The sequence below is a fragment of the Peptoniphilus koenoeneniae genome (assembly GCF_030812875.1).
Classification (GTDB): Bacteria; Bacillota; Clostridia; order Tissierellales; family Peptoniphilaceae; genus Peptoniphilus_B; species Peptoniphilus_B koenoeneniae.
Genome location: NZ_JAUSTN010000001.1, coordinates 170,569 through 188,364 on the forward strand (window position 1 = coordinate 170,569; position 17,796 = coordinate 188,364).

Consider the following 17,796-nt stretch of genomic DNA (forward strand, 5'->3'; position numbering starts at 1 on the left):
CTCCAAAAAAATCACTAACAAAGTTAGTGATGTTATTTAACAATTATAATTTAAAAAAATTTTTTAATCAAGATAATCCACCTGCAACAAACCCAGTAGACCAAGCTATTTGTAAATTAAATCCTCCTGTCAAAGCATCAATATCTAAAACTTCTCCGCAAAAGTAAAGTCCATCAACAATGTTGCTTTCCATGCTTTTAGGATTTATTGATTTTAAATCCACTCCGCCTCTTGTTACAATTCCTGTATCTAAATCATAAAGATCATCATATTCAATTTTAAAATTTTTTATTTCTTCTACAAGTTTTTGTCTTATTTCTTTTTTTAATTCACTTGTAATTATATCTTTTAAATTTGCTCTATCTGCAACTATTGGAATTAAAGATTTAGGTAAGAGTTTATCTAAGGAATTTTTTGCCATCTTCCCCGTATTTTCGTTAAAATCTCTTAAAATTCTAAGATCCAATTTTTCATAATCAAGACCTGGTTTTAAATCTATATACATTTTTATTTTATCTTTTCCTGAAATAAATGCTGAAGCTGAAAGAACTAATGGCCCTGTTATTCCAAAATGCGTAAACATCATTTCCCCTATTTCAGTATATATAATTTTTTTATTTCTTTTTACAGTAAGCCTTACATTTTTTAATGAAAGACCCTGCAAACTCTCTTCTACATTTTTTAGTTTTATTCCAACCAAAGATGGATATATTTTATTTATTTTGTGATTAAAGTTTTTTGCAAATTCATATCCATCACCAGTTGAACCAGTAGATTTATAAGTTAAGCCTCCTGTTGCAATAATTACCTTATCAAACTCTTCTTGGTCAACAAGAAAAATATCATTATTTTTACTTATTTTTTTTACTTGATGATTTAATCTTAAATCTATATTTTTACTTTTTATTTCTTTTTCAAATATTTTTATTACGTCAGAGGATTTATCACTTTTTGGAAAAACCCTATTTCCTCTTTCAACTTTAAGATTTAATCCTCTGTCTTCAAAAAATTTCATAGTATCAAAGTTGTCAAAATTAGAAAATGCTGAATACAAAAACTTATTATTTTTACAAACATTATTTAAGAGTTCATCTAAGCTACAATTGTTTGTAATATTGCATCTCCCTTTTCCTGTTATAAATAATTTTTTACCTATTTTTTCATTTTTTTCGAAAATTGTAACTTGATTTTTTTCCGAAGCACGAACTGCCGCAATTAAGCCTGCTGGTCCTGCTCCTATTATTGCAATTTTACTCATATTTCTCTCCAATATAAATTATGGGCGGATTGTTAATTTGATTAAAAAATTGTGTTTTTATAACCCTATAATTTTTCTGATTTAAGCTTTTAAAAAATTCATCTACAACTTGAGCTTCTTCAAAGGATCCTTCATGACCGACATATTGAACAAAAAAAATAATACCATTATTATTTAAAATTGAAATTGATTTTTCTAAAGCTTTTAAAGTGGTTTCTTTGTTTGTTTTTATTTTTTTATCAGACTTTGGTAAATAGCCAGTATTAAACATTATTAAGTCAGCTTTTTTAATATAATTGTCCATTTTTTCATGACCATCTAAAATTAATTTATAGTTTGAAAAATTATTTTCCCGCAAAAGTTTTTCAGTATTTTTAATGGCTATTTCTTGTATGTCAAATCCGTATACAAATCCATTTTTAAATTTTTTTAAAAGTTTTAGAGTATCATGTCCATTTCCTATGGTTGCATCTACACATATTAAATCGTCTCTTAGACTTTCTAAAAGACGATCTTGCATTTGTTTAAAATTATAATAAATCATAAATTTTTTAATTCCTTAACTTCATTTTCAGTTAAATATCTATAATTTCCTATTTCTAAATCAAGTAGTTCTATGGGACCCATCTTTATTCTCTTTAATTTCTTTACAGGATTTCCGATTTTTTCAAACATATTTTTTACTTGATGATTTTTACCTTCATGAATTTCTATTTCTACTATACTGTCATCTTCAAAACTTTTTAAAATTTTAACCTTGGCAGGAGCACACTTATATTCCTTAATTGTTGCACCTTTTCTTAAATATTCCAAGCCTCTTTTTGTAGGAGTTCCATTTACTGTTGCTATATAAGTTTTTGAAATTTTGTTAGATGGATGGGTAAGTTTTTGTGCAAGTGCTCCATCATCAGTTAAAAGTAAAAGTCCTGTTGTATCTATATCAAGTCTACCTATAGGATAAAGTCTTTTTTCCGTATCTATCAAATCAATAACAGTTTTTCTATTTTTTTCATCAGAAACCGTTGAAACATATCCTAAAGGTTTATTTAAAATTACATAAGTATTTTTTATTATTAATTTTATTCTCTTAGAATCAAAATATACTTTATCTTTTTCGGGATCTACTTCTGTGCCCAGTTCTGTAATTATTTTATCATTCACTTTGACTCTTCCCTGACATATATACTCTTCGCATTTTCTACGTGAGTCAACCCCACTATGGGCCATAAATTTCTGTAATCTCATTTTTCCTCCAAAAAAGATATTTCTTCAAAACTCTCATCTATTTTAGGCAAATCTTCAATTTTTTCCAAACCAAATTTTTTTAAAAAGTCATTAGTTGTACCATAAATTATTGGTTTGCCAATCCTATCTAATCTACCTTTTTCTTCAATAAAATTTAAATCATTTAAAAGTTTTATTGTTCCATCACATTTTACTCCACGAATTTCTTCAATTTCAAGCTTTGTTACAGGTTGTTTATATGCAATGATTGAAAGGGTTTCTAAAGCTGCATTAGAAAGATTTTTTTTCTTTTTGTCTTTTATAAAATTATTTATATAAGAATAAAGCTCTGGTTTAGTACTTATTTGTATCGAGTCATTGATCCTTATTATCCTTAGTCCTCTGTTTTCAAACTTAAATTCCATTTCCATTTCATCAATTATTAAGTTTGTTTCCGATTCTTTTATTTCCAATATTTTTGCAAGATCACTTACTTTAACAGGATCTCCCCATGCAAACAATATTGCTTCTATGATGGCTTTATAGTTCATCTGTTCTCCTTAATAAAATAATATCATCAAAATCTTTATTCTGTTTAGCATATAAAATTCCCATTTTCATTGCTTCTAAAATTGACAAAAAATAAGTTATTATTTCAGCTTTATTAGATTTTTTTATTAAATCTAAAAAACTTATTTTTTTATTTTCCTCTAACATACTTTTTAATATTTTAATTGCCTCTTCTGTTGAAAAACTTTCTTGAATAATTTCTGAAACTTCAAATTTATTAATATGTTTTTCCATAATATTGTTAAAAGTTTTTAATAGATTATTTAAATTTAAATTTTTTAAAAAATCTTTTTCATCTATTGAAGAAAAATCCTCTTGTAATTTATAGAATGCCTTTGATTCATAATCTAAAGATTCTTTTAAATCATTTGATATTTTTTTAAACTTTTCATACTCCAATAGTTTTTGAACAAGTTCTGCTCTTGGATCTGCAATATCATCTTCATTTTCTTCATCTTCATAGACTTGTTTGGGCAAAAGCATTTTTGATTTTATCTCTATAAGGGTTGCAGCCATTAAAATAAAATCTGAAGTTATTTCAAGATTTAATTTTTCTATAGTTTTAAGATAGTCTAAAAATTGTTCTGTAATTTTTGCTATAGGTATATCATATATGTCTATTTCATTTTGTTTTATTAAATCAAGAAGAAGGTCCATGGGACCTTCATAAGTTTTTATATTAATCCTGTATTTATCCAAAAAGAAGCTCCTACATTTATAAAAAAGTTTATTATTTTTAATATTATTGGTCCTATAATATTATTTATAAAACCAGAAAATATTAAAACTATCAAAGCTATATAAAAATATTTTTCATACTTAAAAAAGTAAAATTGGTATTTATAAGGTAAAAAGGATGCTATAATTTTTGATCCATCTAAGGGTGGCAATGGAATTAAATTAAAAACTCCAAGCATGACATTGTACCAAACTATCTCTGTTAGAATTTCAGAAATAAAATTATCTTTTGCAATTAAAGCTTTGGACAAAAAAATTGAGAATACAAAAGCTATTATGAAATTCATTGTTACTCCGGCTATACTTATTAAAAATATCCCTAAATTTTTATTACCTTTTATTCGTGAAAAATCTATAGGCACAGCTTTAGCCCATCCGAATCTGAATACAATCATTGAAAGAAGCCCCAATGGATCTATATGGTTAAGTGGGTTTAAAGATAATCTGCCATCTTCTTTTGCCGTTGTATCTCCCAGTTTATATGACATATAGCCGTGGGCAACTTCATGAGGAATAATTGATAAAAGTAATGCAAGTATTGTTATTAGCAAGTTGTGTATGTCTAAATTTCTCATTTTTTAATCTATTTCCTTATAAATTAATTTATGTGTTTCCTTATTTTTTTCTCCTATTTCATAGGCTTTATATATATTTTCTACCTGTAAGTTTATATCTTTTTCTTTGTCAGTGTAAAAAGTTGCCAGTAATTCTCCTTTTTTAACAAAATCATCTATTTTTTTATTTAAAATTATTCCAGCACCTAAATCAATTTTAGATTCTTTTGTTATTCTTCCTGCTCCTAAATCTCTTGCAATTTCACCAATTAACAGTGCATCTATCTTTTTAACATAGCCTTCGTCTTTTGATACAATTTCAACTTTATATTTTGACAGCTTAAACTTACTTGTATCATCAATATAAGAAATGTCTCCACCTTGAGCTTTGACAAATTCTTTAAATTTTTCAAAAGCTTTGCCATTTCTAATATTGGTTTCTAATATTTCTTTGGCTTCATCTTCATCATCTGCAAAATTAGACATAAGTAGAAGCTTTGAACCTAAAGCAAGACAAAGTTGTCTTAAATCTTGAGGGCCTTGTCCTTTTAATGTGTTTATAGCTTCAATAACTTCTAAAGAATTCCCCACAGCAAATCCAAGAGGCTCATCCATGGAAGTTATTAATGCTTTTGTTTTATGGTTAAATTTTTTTCCTAAACTAACCATAATCTCTGAAAGTTTTGTTGCACTTTCAACATCTTTCATAAAGGCTCCTGACCCTACTTTTACATCTAAAACAAGAGCATCTGCTCCAACCGCTAATTTTTTACTCATTATAGATGATGCTATAAGACTTATATTGTCTACAGTAGCAGTTGAATCTCTTAAAGCATATAACTTTTTATCTGCAGGTGTAATATCTGCTGTTTGGCCTATTATTGAAATACCTATTTTATTAGAATTATTAATAAATTCATCCATTTGTAAATCTATTCTCATTCCTGGAATAGATTCCAGCTTGTCAAGAGTTCCACCTGTATGCCCAAGTCCTCTTCCGCTCATTTTTGCAAAAACAAGACCTGCACTTGCAACAAGAGGGCCTAAAACTAGGCTTGTTGTATCTCCAACTCCTCCAGTAGAGTGCTTGTCGACTTTTATGCCTTTAATTTTACTTAAATCTACGAGATCTCCTGAATTAAGCATAGCATTTGCTAAATTTACAGTTTCATCTAAATTTAAATTCTTTAGGCATATTGCCATTAGCAATGCCGATATTTGATAGTCGGGAATTTCTCCTTTTGTATATCCATCAACAAAATAATTTATTTCTTCTTTTGTTAATTCTTGTCCATGCTTTTTCTTTTCAATAATGTCATAAATATTCATATTGCACCTACATTTTTTCAATAACTTTTTTAACTAAATTTTCAAATTTATCTTGAATTTTAGAAGAAACATCAATTACTTCTTCATGATTTAAAGGTTTATCTAAAATTCCAGCAGCCATATTTGTTATAGCTGAAATTCCTAAAATTTTAACTCCTCTATGGTTAGCTACTATAACTTCAGGAACAGTACTCATGCCTACTGCATCAGCTCCCACTATCCTTGCCATTCTAACTTCAGCCGGAGTTTCATATACAGGTCCTGTAAACCACATATAAACCCCTTCTTTTAATTCAAAATTTAATTCTTTTGCAGCATTCTTAGCAATATCTCTTAAATCTTTATTATAAGTAAAAGATTGGTCCGGAAATCTTGGACCTATTTTATCATCATTTGGTCCTATCAAAGGATTTACTCCGGTAAAATTTATATGATCTTTAATAAGCATTAAATCACCCGGATTAAAAGAAGTATTTACCCCTCCGCAAGCATTTGTTACGATTAAGTATTTAATTCCTAATTGGCATAATATTTTTGTAGGAAAAACTGTCTTATCAATACCTTGACCTTCGTAATAGTGAATTCTTCCTTGCATTGCTACAAGATTTTTCCCTGATAATTTTCCAAAAATCAATTTTCCACTATGACCTTTTACGCTGGAAGTTGGAAAATCGGGAATATCCTTATAGTTTATTTCAATAGGATCATTTATCTGTGAAGCTAAGTTTCCAAGTCCTGAACCTAATATTATTCCTATTTCAGGTTTGTTTTTTATTTTACTTAAAATATATTCATAAGTTCTATTCATTTTTAACATCCTTTTTTTCTTTAAAATTTTTATAAAGAAGTATTCCAGCAATAGTTTTGGAATCCATTATATCTCCTACTTCAATCATTTTTAAAGCTTCATCTATGGAAACCTCTAAAACCTCTATCTGTTCTTCTTCATCTAAATTTTGCTCTTTAAGTTCTAAATTATCAGCATAAAATAAATATATTTTTTCTGAACTATATCCCGGAGATGAATAAAATTCCGTCACATACTCTATATTTTTACTTTCATAACCAGTTTCTTCTATTAGTTCTCTTATAGCTGCTTCTTTAGGAGCTTCTCCCGGTTCAATCATTCCTGCTGGAATTTCTAAAATTTCTTTATCTACAGAAATTCTATATTGTTTAACTAAAATAATTTTTTCTTTGTTTTTAGCTACAATACACACTGCCGGATCATGAATTACTATTTCTCTTTTAGAATATTTTTGATCAGGCAACTCAACTGTATTGACTTTTACACTTAAAATTTTTCCACTATATATTTTTTCTGATTTTATAGTTGTTTCAGTCATTTTCTACTCCTTCTATCATTTCTTTTGCAGCTTTTAAGGTAAGATCTGTAATTTCTTCTGAACCTATCAATCTTGCAATTTCACCAACTCTCTCTGAGTTTTTTAATTTTTTGACATAGGTTCTTGTTTTATTTTTATTTATTTCTTTATAAATCTTATAGTGAGAATTAGCTTTTGATACAATTTGTGGTAAATGAGAAATTACAATGACTTGTCTGTCATTAGAAAGTTCTTTTATTTTTTTTCCTACTATATTGGCTGTCATTCCGCTTATTCCAGAATCTATCTCATCAAAAATTACAGTTGGTATATTATCTTTACTTGCTATGATGGATTTAAAGCCAAGCATTATTCTTGACATTTCACCTCCGGAAGCAATTTTGCTTAAAGGTTTAAAATCTTCACCTATATTTGTAGATATCATGTACTCAATTCTATCTATACCTGTTGAAGATAATTCCTTTTCATAAATATTTATTTTAAACCTTGCGTTATTTATGTTAAGTTTTGAAATTTCTTTTTCAACATTTTCTTCCAACCACTTAGAAACAGTCTTTCTATCCTTAGAAATCTCTTGTGCTAAATTTGAACTTTCCTTATAGAGTTCATCAATTTTTTGGCTTATATTATTTAAATTTTCTTCAAAGTTTTTTAATTCTTTAAGCCTTAATTCGGCCTCAGATTTAAATTTATTTATCTCTTCAATATTATACCCATATTTCTTTTTTAAACTGTTTACAGTGTCTATACGGGCTTCTAAATACATAAATTTTTCTTGGTCTATGTCCATATTTTCAAGATAACTTTCAATTTCTTTATAAACTGAACTTATATTAAATCTTATATTTTCCAGTTCTTTATAAATTTCATCTAAATCTGGTTCAAATTTCTTTACATTACTAAAAAATGAAACTGCCTTATCAATTCCATCTTCAACTGCACTCACTTCATAATCACCTCTTAGTAAATTTAAAGTGGCTTCCAGATTTTCTCTTATTAAAGAACTATTGCTGAACTTTTTAAAATCATTTTCCAAGTCTTCATCATCATAAGGGGTTAAATTTGCATCTTCTATTTCTTTTATCTGATAAGTTAATAAATCTATTTCTCTTTCTCTACTTGATTCAAAATTTTCAAGACTCGCTTTTTTTTCTTCATATTTTTTTATTTCTTCAAATAAATTGAGAAGATTTTCTTGCTTTTTTTTATGCTCAATAGTACAAAAATCATCGATTAAATCCATTTGATTTTTGGGACTCATTAAATATTGATTTTCCTCCTGAGCATATACATCAACTAATTTTGAAGATATGTATGTCATTACGCTTTGAGTTGCAACTCTGCCATTAATACGAGTTATAGAAGGTTTATTTCTATTTATTTGTCTTGATAAAACTATTAGTTCTCCTATTTCAAAACCATTTTCAGATAAAAATTTTGATAAATCTTCATTATAAAAACTAAAAACAGCTTCAACATAGGCATATTCCGCCCCTGTTTTTATAAGATCCTTATTACTTCTTCCGCCTAACACCATACCAAGAGCATCTATTATTATAGATTTACCTGAACCTGTCTCTCCAGTTAAAATATTTAGTCCTGAACCCCATTCAATTGTCAAATTTTCAATAATTGCAAAATTTTCTATTTTAAGTTCAATTAGCATAAATTACTCCAATTCATCAGTGCTTTTAAGTATAGAATCAATGTTTATATCAATTGATGGCTCAGAAGATTTCTTCAATAAGACTAAAAATTCTATATTTCCCTTTGTTCCCTTTATTGGCGAATAAGTTAAGTCTTGTATAGAAAAACCTATTTTTTCTGCAAAACTTAAAGTATTATTTAGTACCTCTGCATGAACTTTAGGATCCCTTATAATTCCATTTTTACCGACTTTTTCTTTTCCAGCTTCAAATTGAGGTTTTATCAAAGCCACAAGGTAAGATCCATCTTTTAAAATTTCATATGCTTTTGGTAAAACAAGTTGCAATGATATAAAGGAAACATCAATTGATATAAAATCTATTTCATCACTTATCAAATTATTATCTAAATATCTTATGTTTGTTCTTTCTAAGACAATGACTCTATCATCAATTCTTAATTTATAATCAAGTTGATTATAACCCACATCAATAGAATAAACCTTTTTTGCACCGTTTATAAGCATACAGTGTGTGAATCCTCCAGTTGAAGAACCTATATCAGCACATATAAAATCAGACAAGTTAAGGTTAAATTTCTTTATTGCCTTTTCTAATTTTAGTCCACCTCTTGAAACATACTGTATTTGGTCTGAATTTATCGTTAAAGTTTCAAAATCTTCAATTTGTTCGCCTGGCTTATCAATTCTTTTAGTTCCACAAAGAACTTTTCCTTCCATAATAAGCCTTTTAGCTTTTTCCCTTGAATCTACAAGGCCTTGATTATATAAAAGCAGGTCTGCTCTTATTTTTGCCATTAATAACTCCTATTCATTAATTGCTTTGCAATTTCCAAAAGTTCATTAGTATTTCTATCTATAGTTTTAAGGCTGTTTAAAGTTTCTTGATAAATCTCTTGCATAAAATCTTTAAGTTCATCTTTATTTAAAATTCTTGAAAGAGTCATATTTTTCGAATTTATATCACTTTCATAATCTAAGATATCATCTTTAACTTGGTATGCAAGGCCTATAGAATTTCCATATCTTTCAAGGGCAATAATTTCACTGTCGTCAGCTCCTGCTATTATAGCTCCGCAAACAAGAGCTGCCCTAATTAAAGCTCCTGTTTTTAAGCGATACATTGACTCAAAAACATCTCTTGACATATCAGATTCCTTAAGTCCTATGTCGATTGTTTGTCCTGCAACCATTCCTTGAATGCCTGAGCAGGTAAAAATATATTTCATGGCTTTAATACCATTTTTTATTTCATCAAGGTCTGTAAGTTTATCAAGTCTTTTAGAAATAGTTTCAGCAGCTAAATTCAAAAGTCCGTCTCCAGCTAAAATTGCCACAGCTTCATTGTAAACTTTATGATTAGTTGGCTTACCTCGTCTCATGTCATCATTATCCATGCCTGGCAAATCATCGTGAATTAATGAATAGGTGTGGATGTATTCAATAGCACAAGCATAGGGAATGATCTTTTCATAGGAATTATCACCGCTGAAAATTTTATAACTTATCAGTGTTAATAAGGGCCTTATTCTTTTTCCCCCTGATGAAAGAGAGTATTTGATTGATTCATAAATAATTTTTTGATAATCATCTGTGTTTGGGATAGAGTTATATAAATTTTCATCAATTATTTTAATTAAATTTTCGTAATCACTCATCAATGCCACCTTGAAAATCTTTAAACTCTCCATTCGCTTTGTTTGCTAAAATTTTAATCTTTCCTTCATAATTTTTAAGAAGATCTGAGCAGTAATTATATAATCCTATTCCCTCTTCATAATTTTTAATAGCTTCTTCAAGTGTTAAATTATCACTTTCAAGACTTTTTACAATTTCCTCAAACCTTTTAATAGCTTCTTCATAACTTAAATTATTCATTATTTTCTCCCGATTTTAATATTTTTTTTACAAGAGATTCTACAATACCATCATCTAAAAGATTAACCATAATATCATTTTCTTTAATATCATTTATAGAATTTATTTTTCTATTATTTACATAAATTCCTTTTTTATTTTCTCTTGCCTTTAACAAATTTAATTTTAAAAAATGTAAATTATTTTTATTACTTCTTAAAGAATTTATAAGATTTAAATTAAATTTGGTTTTTAAATCCTCTAAATATTTTAAATTGTAAATTATATTTTTTTCAATATGCTTTAAATGCGGTAATAAGTTTATAGATTTTAAATAGCTTATCTCATATTTTACTCGTCTATTTATATTTTGGTTAAATCTTAGTTTTATATCTTCTATACTTCGTTTTTCTTTCAAAACCAAATTATAATCTAAAAGAATTTTTATTTTATTAAATTTATAATCAATTTCACTTTTATTTTGTATTAAAGTTTTATAAAGGCTTCTATCTAAATTTGCTTTTAAAGAATTAATTAAAGATTTATTTTCTTCAAATATATTTTTGGGACTATTTTCTACAAGATTTAATTTTAAATTGTTTATATTATTTTTCATAAATGAATGTAAGTCTAAAATTGCATTAGTAGCTTCTATATAAGTCCTTCTTAAATTATAAAATTTTTCGGATATGATATTAGCCATATTCATATCTCTAAACTTAATATAAATCTTGTTTAAATCTAAGTTTTTAGAATTTATTAAATAAGATAATCTAAAATTTAATTTATCCTTATAAAAGTTTAAATTCAATAAAAGGTCTTTTATATCTACACTCACCAGTTCAGCCGCAGCAGAAGGAGTTGGTGCTCTTAAATCACTTACAAAATCACATATTGTAAAATCAATTTCATGACCAACTGCAGATATTATAGGGGTTTTTGCTTTAAAAATAGTCCTTGCAAGATCTTCATTATTAAAAGCCGATAAATCTTCCTGAGCTCCTCCACCTCTTGTAATTATAATAGTATCTAAAGATAGATTGTCTAAAAACTTAATACCCTCAATTAAATCTAAAGAAGCTTTGTCTCCCTGTACAAGAGCCGGATAAATAAAAATATCTACTGTTTTATTTCTTCTTTTCAGTATACTTAAGGTGTCATGAATGGCTGCTCCTGAAGGAGAAGTAATTATGCCTATTTTTTTTGGCATAATATTTATGTTTTTTTTATATTTTTCTAAAAAAAGTCCTTCTTCATTAAGTTTTTCTTTAAGCCTCAAAAATTCAGCACTTAATTCCCCTAAGCCCTTTAATTTTATAGAGTTTACCATTAATCTTATGCCGGAATCTCTTTCAAAAATTGACACTGCACCTTTTACAATTACTTTATCTCCATCTTTAAAATCATAAGAAACTTGCTGAGCTTCAATAATTGGTATTAAAGCATCAATTTTTGAAACTTCATCTTTTAAAGAAAAGTAAATATTTCCATTTTTGTGCTTTACAAAATTTGATATTTCTCCTTCAACTTCAAGGCTATTTAAAAAATAATCCATTGAAAGACTTTTTTTTATGTAGTTTATAACCTGTGAAACTTTTAATGCAGACATAACTCTCCTAAAAAATTAAATACCCAGAACTATTCTGAGTATTTAAATTTCTTTTGTAGATTTTCTATAAATAGTTCCTAAAATTCCGTTAATGAACTTCGGAGCATCAACTGTAGAATATTTCTTTGCAATTTCTATTGCTTCGTTAATAATTATTTTGTTTGGAATTTGACCTTTTAACATTTCATAAACAGCAATTCTTAAAATTTGTTTATCAACCATCGCTATTCTCTCAAAGGTCCAGCCCTTTAAATTATCTGAAATGATTTTATCAATTTCTTCTAACCTTGATATCATTTCTTCAGCTGATTCTTTTATAAATTCAGCCTCATCGACTTTCCAATCATTATTTTCAAGGCTTAAATCAATTACATTTTGACTGAAATCAGAATTCAAGTCCATTTGATATAAAAGTTGCATCAAGCCTTGTCTTGCTTTTCTTCTTCCCATTATTTATCCTTAATATGGATTCCACTAATATGAACATTAACTTCTACAACTTCAAGATCTGTCATAGTTTCAACTTTTTCCTTAACTTCTTCTTGTACCTTTTTTGCAATTTCAACTATATTGCTACCAAATTCAACATTTATATACATATCAATTATAGCTTCCTTTTCTCCAACGCTAACTTTTATACCTCTGCCGGCATTTTTAACCTTAAGAATATCAGAAACTGAATTTTTTAAATTTGATTGCAATTCAACTACGCCTTCAACTCCTTGAGCGGCGAAACTTGCAATTGATTCTATAACATCATCGGAAATATTAATATTTCCGTCTGTAACTTGAGCAACTAAAAATTTATTAGACATAATCATTACCCTCCTTTTGTAATTATACCAAATATTAAAAAGTTCTACAATTATATGCAATATAATAAAAAAAGCCCATAAAGGGCTTTTTAAGTCTTAAACTTTTTATTAGTCATTTGAAGTTTCATCTGCTGATGGCAAATCTTCTTCGTCATCAAAGTCATCAAAATCATCATAGTCTTCATAGTCATCATCAAATTCATATTCATCATTATCATAAACATAGTCTTCAAGTTCTGATAAATCTTCTTCAACCATATCTACATAATTTTCAAGATCTTTATTTGAATCTTTGACTTCATCAACTATGTCCGAAAGAACATCAATAATTTCTAATAACAACTTTCCTTCTTTTGAATTTTCATCAATTTCAAATCCATCTGCCAAACCTTGTAGATAAGATACTCTTTTTAATAAATAATCCATGATAACCTCCTATACTCTTGACATATATTCACCGGTTCTGGTATCAATTCTGATAACATCACCCATGTTAACAAATAAAGGCACATTTAGTGTATAACCTGTTTCAACTTTTGCAGGTTTTGAACCTCCAGAAGATGTATCTCCTTTAACTCCTGGTTCGGTAAATGTAACCTTTAATTCAACAAAATTTTCAGGTGTTACTCTAAATGGAGATCCTTTGTAAAAATTAATAGTTGCGGAATCATTTTCTCTCATAAAATCAAGAGCATCACCAACCATAGAGCCGTCAAGAGGTATTTGCTCATAAGTTTCATTATCCATAAAATAATATAATGTTCCGTCGTTGTATAAGTATTGCATTGTTTTTGTTTCTATAACAGCTTTTTCAAATTTTTCACTTGGATTGAATGTTGTATCTTTTATTGCACCTGATAAAACTGATTTTATTTTAGCTCTAACAAAAGCTGCACCCTTGCCTGGTTTTACGTGTTGAAAATCTATAACTTCATAAACATCGCCATCATATTCAAAAGTTAAACCCTTTCTTAAATCGCCAGCTGATATCATAATTTACCTCCTAAAATTAACTATAATAATTATAACAATACAAATTAAACTTAACAAGTATTTAAAAATCCAAGTCACTTTTAGTTATTGTTTTTATATTTAAATCAATATAATTAGGTAAATTTTCCCTATGAATTTTTATTCTGTTAAATTCATATTTTAAATTTACATTTTTCTTGTCGTAAATATCAATTAAATCTCCCCTAACTTCAACATCTGCTTGAATATCTGAACTTTTATCTTCTATAAATACTCCTACTGCCTTAATTCCATCCCCTGTAATCTTGCCGTTGTTAATAATATATCCTGTCATTTCAGCTTTATTTACAGTTTCAAGATCGGCATTTATTTTTAATGTGATAATTTCGTATGAGTACCAAACAAAATAAGGGCTTGCCTGATTTTCAAAATCTTTTTTAAAATATAATTCATTTTTTAATCCGTTACTTATTAAAACACTATCTTCAGTAATTTCAAAATTTCTAAGTTCTTTAGTTTTTATTTTAGAAATTTCTGATTCAAAAAACTCCATTTGAGACCTGTCTATATCTTTTGAGCTTACTCCATTTTCATTAAGATAAATTTTATTTACAATACTCCCTTTGGCACTGGCAGAGTCCCAAATTCCTTTATATTTTGAATTTACTTTTAATAAAAAATCTTCAACTTTGTAAGCCTTAATGTACTTAAGTTCAATTTCATATTCAGCATCAAAAAACTCTTTTAAATTTATATCATCAATGATTATTTTCTTATCTTTAGTTGCCATAATACTTTCCATTTTTTTATTGAGCTCTTCCTTATGCTCGGCAAAAAGTATATTTATTACGCTTTCAGATACATACTCAGCCTGTAATTTATCTTCTAAATTAGCAGAAATTTCAATGGAATTTGAGGTTAAATTTAAAACAAACAGTCCTATAATACTTATTATTGCAATTGTAAAAAGAGTTGTAATGAGTAGAAATCCTTTTTTATTCATATGAGGACCTTCTTGCTAAAATGGAAATTATTGATTTATTATTTTTAAAATTTATTTCAATTTCAAATTCATTTTCCTTTTCCCTAAGTTTTATAGACTTTATATTTTTTGCAAGTAAATTTAAACCTACATCTTTCTGTCTATCTCTTGTCTTTATAATATTAAATTCTTCCATTTTATTTTTATTGTCGGAAGAAGCAAACCTATAAAGATTCCCATCTATTACACCATAAGTTATATATCTATATTTTTTATAATTGTTTTTGCCTATAAGTTTTTCATTTACAATTGCAAGTCCTATATCCGCATTTGATTTTACAAAGTAATCAGAGCTTTGAAATTCATCGCAAATATAATTTTGCAAAAATGATAAGTTTTCAGCCCTATCTATGTTTTCAACTAAACTCTTCTCAGATTTTAAAGCGGAATAGAAAGTCGTCATTAGGACACTTATTATTATGCCACTTAAAGCCATTGCAAATAATAATTCAATTAAAGTGAATCCCTTTTGATATGTAGCATTTAATTTCATTGTTTTTATTGTCCTTAACAACTAATTCATAAAAATTTCCTTTATCAATAATCTTCGAATTTAAATTATCTCTTTTTCTTTCAAAATTTAATATTTTTCCGCTATATAGCTGACCTATATTTTCTTCCATAAAATTTTTTAAATTTAAACTTTCTTCTATTCTGTCATTTGCTTTTTTTGAATGACTTTGACTTATATAAAAAATAGGTAAAATACTTGCAACTACTATAGATAAAATTGCAATAGATGCAATTACTTCCACCATTAAGAATCCTTTTTTCATTTTTCAACCTTCAAATTTATATTTCCCGTAACTGGAGCAACACTTATAATATATTTATTTTTACCATACAAAATCAGAGTTCCTTGTCCTCTATAAGACGAAGCTCCTCTTTTAGTCCAAGTAAATTTATTAAATTGAGGTTCTTTTTCTAAAGATAAAAATTTTAGATCTACATCTTTAAAGTTTTTTTCTTTAGAAAATATTTTATAATTTTTGTTTTCTATTTTAAAATTAACATAATCTCCGATTTTAATTGCCATATTTCTCGCATACTTTAAATCATCAACTAATTTTTCGGCTTCTTTTCTTTCGTTTAAGTTTGTAATACCGGTGATTTTTGGAATAGCAATTCCCAATATTATGCAAATAATAGAAATAACAATTATAAGCTCAATTAAAGTAAAACCTTTATTTCTCATATCCATATCTCTCTATGGAAAAAGAATTTGGATCTTTTTCTTCAATAGGAATTTCATAATAAAAGCCCTCTATTTCATCTTCATTTTCAAAAAGTAAACTATTTAGCTCAAAATTTTTATATTTTTCACTTATTTCATATCTTTGACCCTCTTTTATTAACCCGAATTTTCCCATCTGATTTTCTGTATAAAATTCAATAAAAAATCTTCCTCTTTGATCTTTCAAATCATTAAAAATTACATCAACATATCTGTTATCAAACATAAAATTTGGATTGTAAGAAACTATATTCATGTTATTTATGAAATCTAAATTTGTACCGTATTGAGTTACTTCAATCGGGTCTTTTTCTTTTAAAGGTCCTTCTGAAACTAAAGGAGGTTTTTTATTCTCAACAATTTCATTTGTTTTATTTTCCTCTTTTTTCACCTTATTCTTTTCTAAATCTATATTTTTATCTGATTTATTATAATTTTTTACCTTTTCTTTATTTAAATTTAAACTTGAAGTTTTTACCTTAATTTGGTTTACAGGTTTTGATTGAATTTTTGAATCTTTAAAATATATTTCTTTTAAATTTATATTTTTAGTATTTTCATCTGACAAATTTTCAGATTTTTTGTATGTATTATTAAATTTTTCATTTGTTATTATTAAAAAATTTCCTTCAAGACCAACTTTAGTTGTTTTAAGGTTCACTACTCTCAGTCTGTTTCCCAAATCTTCAAATAATGCAATTAATTGTTTTTCATTTCCATTATAATTTGCAACTATTTTATTTAAGTCCCCCGTATTATTTATTGATGAAATTGAAATTAAATTTCCATCAATTATATTATTTATTGGCCTATCCGATTTATAAGTTATTTTTTCTTCTTTTTCAACCTTTATCGGTTCTTCTAAAGTTTCTTTATTAATTTCAATTTGACTTTTAAAAGCTGAGATTTCATTTTTTAAAGGTTGGTATAAATTTCTAAAAATTAAAATTTCAAGTATTAAAAACCCCAAAATTACAATTAAAAATTTTTCACGCTTTGTAAGTTTACGTTTACATATTAATAGTTCAAATTTTTCCATAAACTTCCTCTATTTCACTTTTAAATATTTTATACAAAACTTTGTGTCCTTCCGTGTTTGGATGAATCCCATCAAAAGTTAAATTTTCTTTTAAAATAAATTTTCTATAAAAATTAATTATATTTACATTTGAATCAAATTTTGTATCTAAAATTATTTTTTCAAATTCTCTCAATTTATTAACGGTTGATTTATATGTAAAATTGTCGTAATAAGACCAAGACTCATAATTAATAACAGAAAAAGGAATTCCCAAAAAGATATTTTCAACACCTTTAATATTTTCAATTATTTTTAAATAATTTTCATATACATGGCTTAAGGATTTACCGTTTGAAAAATCATTGATGCCTGCCATGAAAAAAATATCATTTTTTAAATTTATATTTATCATGTTTTTTAACAAGCCATCTGTTTCAAGACCGTTTATTCCATAATTATTTATTTTGCAGGGCAAGGAATAATCTAAAAAAGATTTTTTTACTCCAAATCCATTTACTATTGAATCTCCATAACAATTTAAAGTTTTCATAAGAAAAGTAT

Annotated in this window: 24 protein-coding genes; all 24 read right to left on the reverse strand. The window is 26.9% G+C overall.

From position 1 onward, the window contains the following. Positions 1 to 67: 67 nt before the first annotated feature. The 24 genes from J2S72_RS00875 to J2S72_RS00990 all read right to left on the reverse strand — a co-directional run bounded on the left by J2S72_RS00875 (position 68) and on the right by J2S72_RS00990 (position 17,785). On the reverse strand, positions 68 to 1,258 hold the full coding sequence (locus J2S72_RS00875; RefSeq protein ID WP_023056321.1) for a BaiN/RdsA family NAD(P)/FAD-dependent oxidoreductase: 1,191 nt from the start codon (positions 1,256 to 1,258) through the stop codon (positions 68 to 70). Further along, entirely contained in the window at positions 1,251 to 1,802 is a 552-nt protein-coding gene (gene mnmM, locus J2S72_RS00880) for a tRNA 5-(aminomethyl)-2-thiouridylate-methyltransferase MnmM (RefSeq protein WP_023056400.1), read from the reverse strand. Before mnmM ends, J2S72_RS00875 begins: the two co-directional genes overlap by 8 nt. Beyond that, positions 1,799 to 2,503 carry a pseudouridine synthase gene (locus J2S72_RS00885; protein WP_023056310.1) on the reverse strand — a complete coding sequence of 235 codons (705 nt, stop codon included), beginning with the start codon at positions 2,501 to 2,503 and terminating at the stop codon, positions 1,799 to 1,801. The genes mnmM and J2S72_RS00885 overlap by 4 nt, the downstream gene beginning before the upstream one ends. Next, complete coding sequence (scpB, locus tag J2S72_RS00890; protein ID WP_023056313.1) at positions 2,500 to 3,033, reverse strand: SMC-Scp complex subunit ScpB; 534 nt, start codon at positions 3,031 to 3,033, stop codon at positions 2,500 to 2,502. Before scpB ends, J2S72_RS00885 begins: the two co-directional genes overlap by 4 nt. Next, entirely contained in the window at positions 3,023 to 3,751 is a 729-nt protein-coding gene (locus J2S72_RS00895; RefSeq protein ID WP_307494828.1) for a segregation and condensation protein A, read from the reverse strand. The genes scpB and J2S72_RS00895 overlap by 11 nt, the downstream gene beginning before the upstream one ends. After that, positions 3,727 to 4,365 (reverse strand): site-2 protease family protein, encoded by a 639-nt coding sequence (locus tag J2S72_RS00900; protein WP_023056409.1) that lies wholly within the window; start codon positions 4,363 to 4,365, stop codon positions 3,727 to 3,729. Before J2S72_RS00900 ends, J2S72_RS00895 begins: the two co-directional genes overlap by 25 nt. A 3-nt stretch (positions 4,366 to 4,368) precedes the next feature. Continuing rightward, positions 4,369 to 5,673 (reverse strand): pyrimidine-nucleoside phosphorylase, encoded by a 1,305-nt coding sequence (locus tag J2S72_RS00905; RefSeq protein WP_023056350.1) that lies wholly within the window; start codon positions 5,671 to 5,673, stop codon positions 4,369 to 4,371. A 7-nt stretch (positions 5,674 to 5,680) separates the two neighbouring features. Then, positions 5,681 to 6,481, reverse strand: a complete 801-nt coding sequence (locus J2S72_RS00910) for a purine-nucleoside phosphorylase (protein ID WP_036739960.1) — start codon at positions 6,479 to 6,481, stop codon at positions 5,681 to 5,683. After that, the gene (locus J2S72_RS00915) at positions 6,474 to 7,019 is read right to left on the reverse strand and encodes an NUDIX hydrolase (RefSeq protein WP_023056382.1); all 546 of its coding nucleotides are present in this window, start codon (positions 7,017 to 7,019) and stop codon (positions 6,474 to 6,476) included. Before J2S72_RS00915 ends, J2S72_RS00910 begins: the two co-directional genes overlap by 8 nt. Beyond that, positions 7,012 to 8,685, reverse strand: a complete 1,674-nt coding sequence (gene recN, locus J2S72_RS00920) for a DNA repair protein RecN (protein ID WP_307494829.1) — start codon at positions 8,683 to 8,685, stop codon at positions 7,012 to 7,014. Before recN ends, J2S72_RS00915 begins: the two co-directional genes overlap by 8 nt. Positions 8,686 to 8,688: 3 nt before the next feature. Further along, the gene (locus tag J2S72_RS00925; protein ID WP_023056407.1) at positions 8,689 to 9,483 is read right to left on the reverse strand and encodes a TlyA family RNA methyltransferase; all 795 of its coding nucleotides are present in this window, start codon (positions 9,481 to 9,483) and stop codon (positions 8,689 to 8,691) included. Beyond that, positions 9,483 to 10,343, reverse strand: a complete 861-nt coding sequence (locus tag J2S72_RS00930) for a polyprenyl synthetase family protein (RefSeq protein WP_023056389.1) — start codon at positions 10,341 to 10,343, stop codon at positions 9,483 to 9,485. The genes J2S72_RS00925 and J2S72_RS00930 overlap by 1 nt, the downstream gene beginning before the upstream one ends. Beyond that, positions 10,336 to 10,563 (reverse strand): exodeoxyribonuclease VII small subunit, encoded by a 228-nt coding sequence (xseB, locus tag J2S72_RS00935; protein ID WP_023056318.1) that lies wholly within the window; start codon positions 10,561 to 10,563, stop codon positions 10,336 to 10,338. Before xseB ends, J2S72_RS00930 begins: the two co-directional genes overlap by 8 nt. Then, positions 10,556 to 12,151: an exodeoxyribonuclease VII large subunit gene (gene xseA / locus J2S72_RS00940; RefSeq protein WP_307494830.1), complete on the reverse strand. Its 1,596-nt coding sequence runs from the start codon at positions 12,149 to 12,151 to the stop codon at positions 10,556 to 10,558. Before xseA ends, xseB begins: the two co-directional genes overlap by 8 nt. 42 nt (positions 12,152 to 12,193) lie before the next feature. Further along, entirely contained in the window at positions 12,194 to 12,601 is a 408-nt protein-coding gene (gene nusB, locus J2S72_RS00945) for a transcription antitermination factor NusB (protein WP_023056271.1), read from the reverse strand. Continuing rightward, the gene (locus J2S72_RS00950) at positions 12,601 to 12,966 is read right to left on the reverse strand and encodes an Asp23/Gls24 family envelope stress response protein (protein ID WP_023056215.1); all 366 of its coding nucleotides are present in this window, start codon (positions 12,964 to 12,966) and stop codon (positions 12,601 to 12,603) included. The genes nusB and J2S72_RS00950 overlap by 1 nt, the downstream gene beginning before the upstream one ends. Before the next feature lie 108 nt (positions 12,967 to 13,074). After that, on the reverse strand, positions 13,075 to 13,392 hold the full coding sequence (locus J2S72_RS00955) for a CD1247 N-terminal domain-containing protein (RefSeq protein ID WP_023056214.1): 318 nt from the start codon (positions 13,390 to 13,392) through the stop codon (positions 13,075 to 13,077). Positions 13,393 to 13,401: 9 nt separating this feature from the next. Continuing rightward, positions 13,402 to 13,959, reverse strand: a complete 558-nt coding sequence (gene efp, locus J2S72_RS00960) for an elongation factor P (RefSeq protein ID WP_023056268.1) — start codon at positions 13,957 to 13,959, stop codon at positions 13,402 to 13,404. A gap of 61 nt (positions 13,960 to 14,020) precedes the next feature. Continuing rightward, on the reverse strand, positions 14,021 to 14,941 hold the full coding sequence (locus tag J2S72_RS00965; protein WP_307494831.1) for a type II secretion system protein: 921 nt from the start codon (positions 14,939 to 14,941) through the stop codon (positions 14,021 to 14,023). Then, positions 14,934 to 15,473 (reverse strand): PilW family protein, encoded by a 540-nt coding sequence (locus tag J2S72_RS00970; protein ID WP_307494832.1) that lies wholly within the window; start codon positions 15,471 to 15,473, stop codon positions 14,934 to 14,936. The genes J2S72_RS00965 and J2S72_RS00970 overlap by 8 nt, the downstream gene beginning before the upstream one ends. Continuing rightward, the gene (locus J2S72_RS00975) at positions 15,430 to 15,756 is read right to left on the reverse strand and encodes a type II secretion system protein (protein ID WP_307494833.1); all 327 of its coding nucleotides are present in this window, start codon (positions 15,754 to 15,756) and stop codon (positions 15,430 to 15,432) included. The genes J2S72_RS00970 and J2S72_RS00975 overlap by 44 nt, the downstream gene beginning before the upstream one ends. Beyond that, complete coding sequence (locus tag J2S72_RS00980; RefSeq protein WP_023056290.1) at positions 15,753 to 16,175, reverse strand: prepilin-type N-terminal cleavage/methylation domain-containing protein; 423 nt, start codon at positions 16,173 to 16,175, stop codon at positions 15,753 to 15,755. The genes J2S72_RS00975 and J2S72_RS00980 overlap by 4 nt, the downstream gene beginning before the upstream one ends. After that, a complete protein-coding gene (locus tag J2S72_RS00985; protein WP_307494834.1) occupies positions 16,165 to 17,253 on the reverse strand; it encodes a hypothetical protein in 1,089 nt (362 codons plus the stop codon). The genes J2S72_RS00980 and J2S72_RS00985 overlap by 11 nt, the downstream gene beginning before the upstream one ends. After that, positions 17,240 to 17,785, reverse strand: coding sequence for an SGNH/GDSL hydrolase family protein (locus J2S72_RS00990; RefSeq protein ID WP_023056244.1), 546 nt, complete (start codon positions 17,783 to 17,785; stop codon positions 17,240 to 17,242). Before J2S72_RS00990 ends, J2S72_RS00985 begins: the two co-directional genes overlap by 14 nt. Positions 17,786 to 17,796: the final 11 nt, after the last annotated feature.

Bases quoted from the DNA above. Each gene is read 5' to 3' on its own strand.
- J2S72_RS00875 (WP_023056321.1), bottom strand. From the start codon at position 1,258: ATGAGTAAAATTGCAATAATAGGAGCAGGACCAGCAGGCTTAATTGCG.
- mnmM (WP_023056400.1), bottom strand. From the start codon at position 1,802: ATGATTTATTATAATTTTAAACAAATGCAAGATCGTCTTTTAGAAAGT.
- J2S72_RS00885 (WP_023056310.1), bottom strand. From the start codon at position 2,503: ATGAGATTACAGAAATTTATGGCCCATAGTGGGGTTGACTCACGTAGA.
- scpB (WP_023056313.1), bottom strand. From the start codon at position 3,033: ATGAACTATAAAGCCATCATAGAAGCAATATTGTTTGCATGGGGAGAT.
- J2S72_RS00900 (WP_023056409.1), bottom strand. From the start codon at position 4,365: ATGAGAAATTTAGACATACACAACTTGCTAATAACAATACTTGCATTA.
- J2S72_RS00905 (WP_023056350.1), bottom strand. From the start codon at position 5,673: ATGAATATTTATGACATTATTGAAAAGAAAAAGCATGGACAAGAATTA.
- J2S72_RS00910 (WP_036739960.1), bottom strand. From the start codon at position 6,481: ATGAATAGAACTTATGAATATATTTTAAGTAAAATAAAAAACAAACCT.
- J2S72_RS00915 (WP_023056382.1), bottom strand. From the start codon at position 7,019: ATGACTGAAACAACTATAAAATCAGAAAAAATATATAGTGGAAAAATT.
- recN (WP_307494829.1), bottom strand. From the start codon at position 8,685: ATGCTAATTGAACTTAAAATAGAAAATTTTGCAATTATTGAAAATTTG.
- J2S72_RS00925 (WP_023056407.1), bottom strand. From the start codon at position 9,483: ATGGCAAAAATAAGAGCAGACCTGCTTTTATATAATCAAGGCCTTGTA.
- J2S72_RS00930 (WP_023056389.1), bottom strand. From the start codon at position 10,343: ATGAGTGATTACGAAAATTTAATTAAAATAATTGATGAAAATTTATAT.
- xseB (WP_023056318.1), bottom strand. From the start codon at position 10,563: ATGAATAATTTAAGTTATGAAGAAGCTATTAAAAGGTTTGAGGAAATT.
- xseA (WP_307494830.1), bottom strand. From the start codon at position 12,151: ATGTCTGCATTAAAAGTTTCACAGGTTATAAACTACATAAAAAAAAGT.
- nusB (WP_023056271.1), bottom strand. From the start codon at position 12,601: ATGGGAAGAAGAAAAGCAAGACAAGGCTTGATGCAACTTTTATATCAA.
- J2S72_RS00950 (WP_023056215.1), bottom strand. From the start codon at position 12,966: ATGTCTAATAAATTTTTAGTTGCTCAAGTTACAGACGGAAATATTAAT.
- J2S72_RS00955 (WP_023056214.1), bottom strand. From the start codon at position 13,392: ATGGATTATTTATTAAAAAGAGTATCTTATCTACAAGGTTTGGCAGAT.
- efp (WP_023056268.1), bottom strand. From the start codon at position 13,959: ATGATATCAGCTGGCGATTTAAGAAAGGGTTTAACTTTTGAATATGAT.
- J2S72_RS00965 (WP_307494831.1), bottom strand. From the start codon at position 14,941: ATGAATAAAAAAGGATTTCTACTCATTACAACTCTTTTTACAATTGCA.
- J2S72_RS00970 (WP_307494832.1), bottom strand. From the start codon at position 15,473: ATGAAATTAAATGCTACATATCAAAAGGGATTCACTTTAATTGAATTA.
- J2S72_RS00975 (WP_307494833.1), bottom strand. From the start codon at position 15,756: ATGAAAAAAGGATTCTTAATGGTGGAAGTAATTGCATCTATTGCAATT.
- J2S72_RS00980 (WP_023056290.1), bottom strand. From the start codon at position 16,175: ATGAGAAATAAAGGTTTTACTTTAATTGAGCTTATAATTGTTATTTCT.
- J2S72_RS00985 (WP_307494834.1), bottom strand. From the start codon at position 17,253: ATGGAAAAATTTGAACTATTAATATGTAAACGTAAACTTACAAAGCGT.
- J2S72_RS00990 (WP_023056244.1), bottom strand. From the start codon at position 17,785: ATGAAAACTTTAAATTGTTATGGAGATTCAATAGTAAATGGATTTGGA.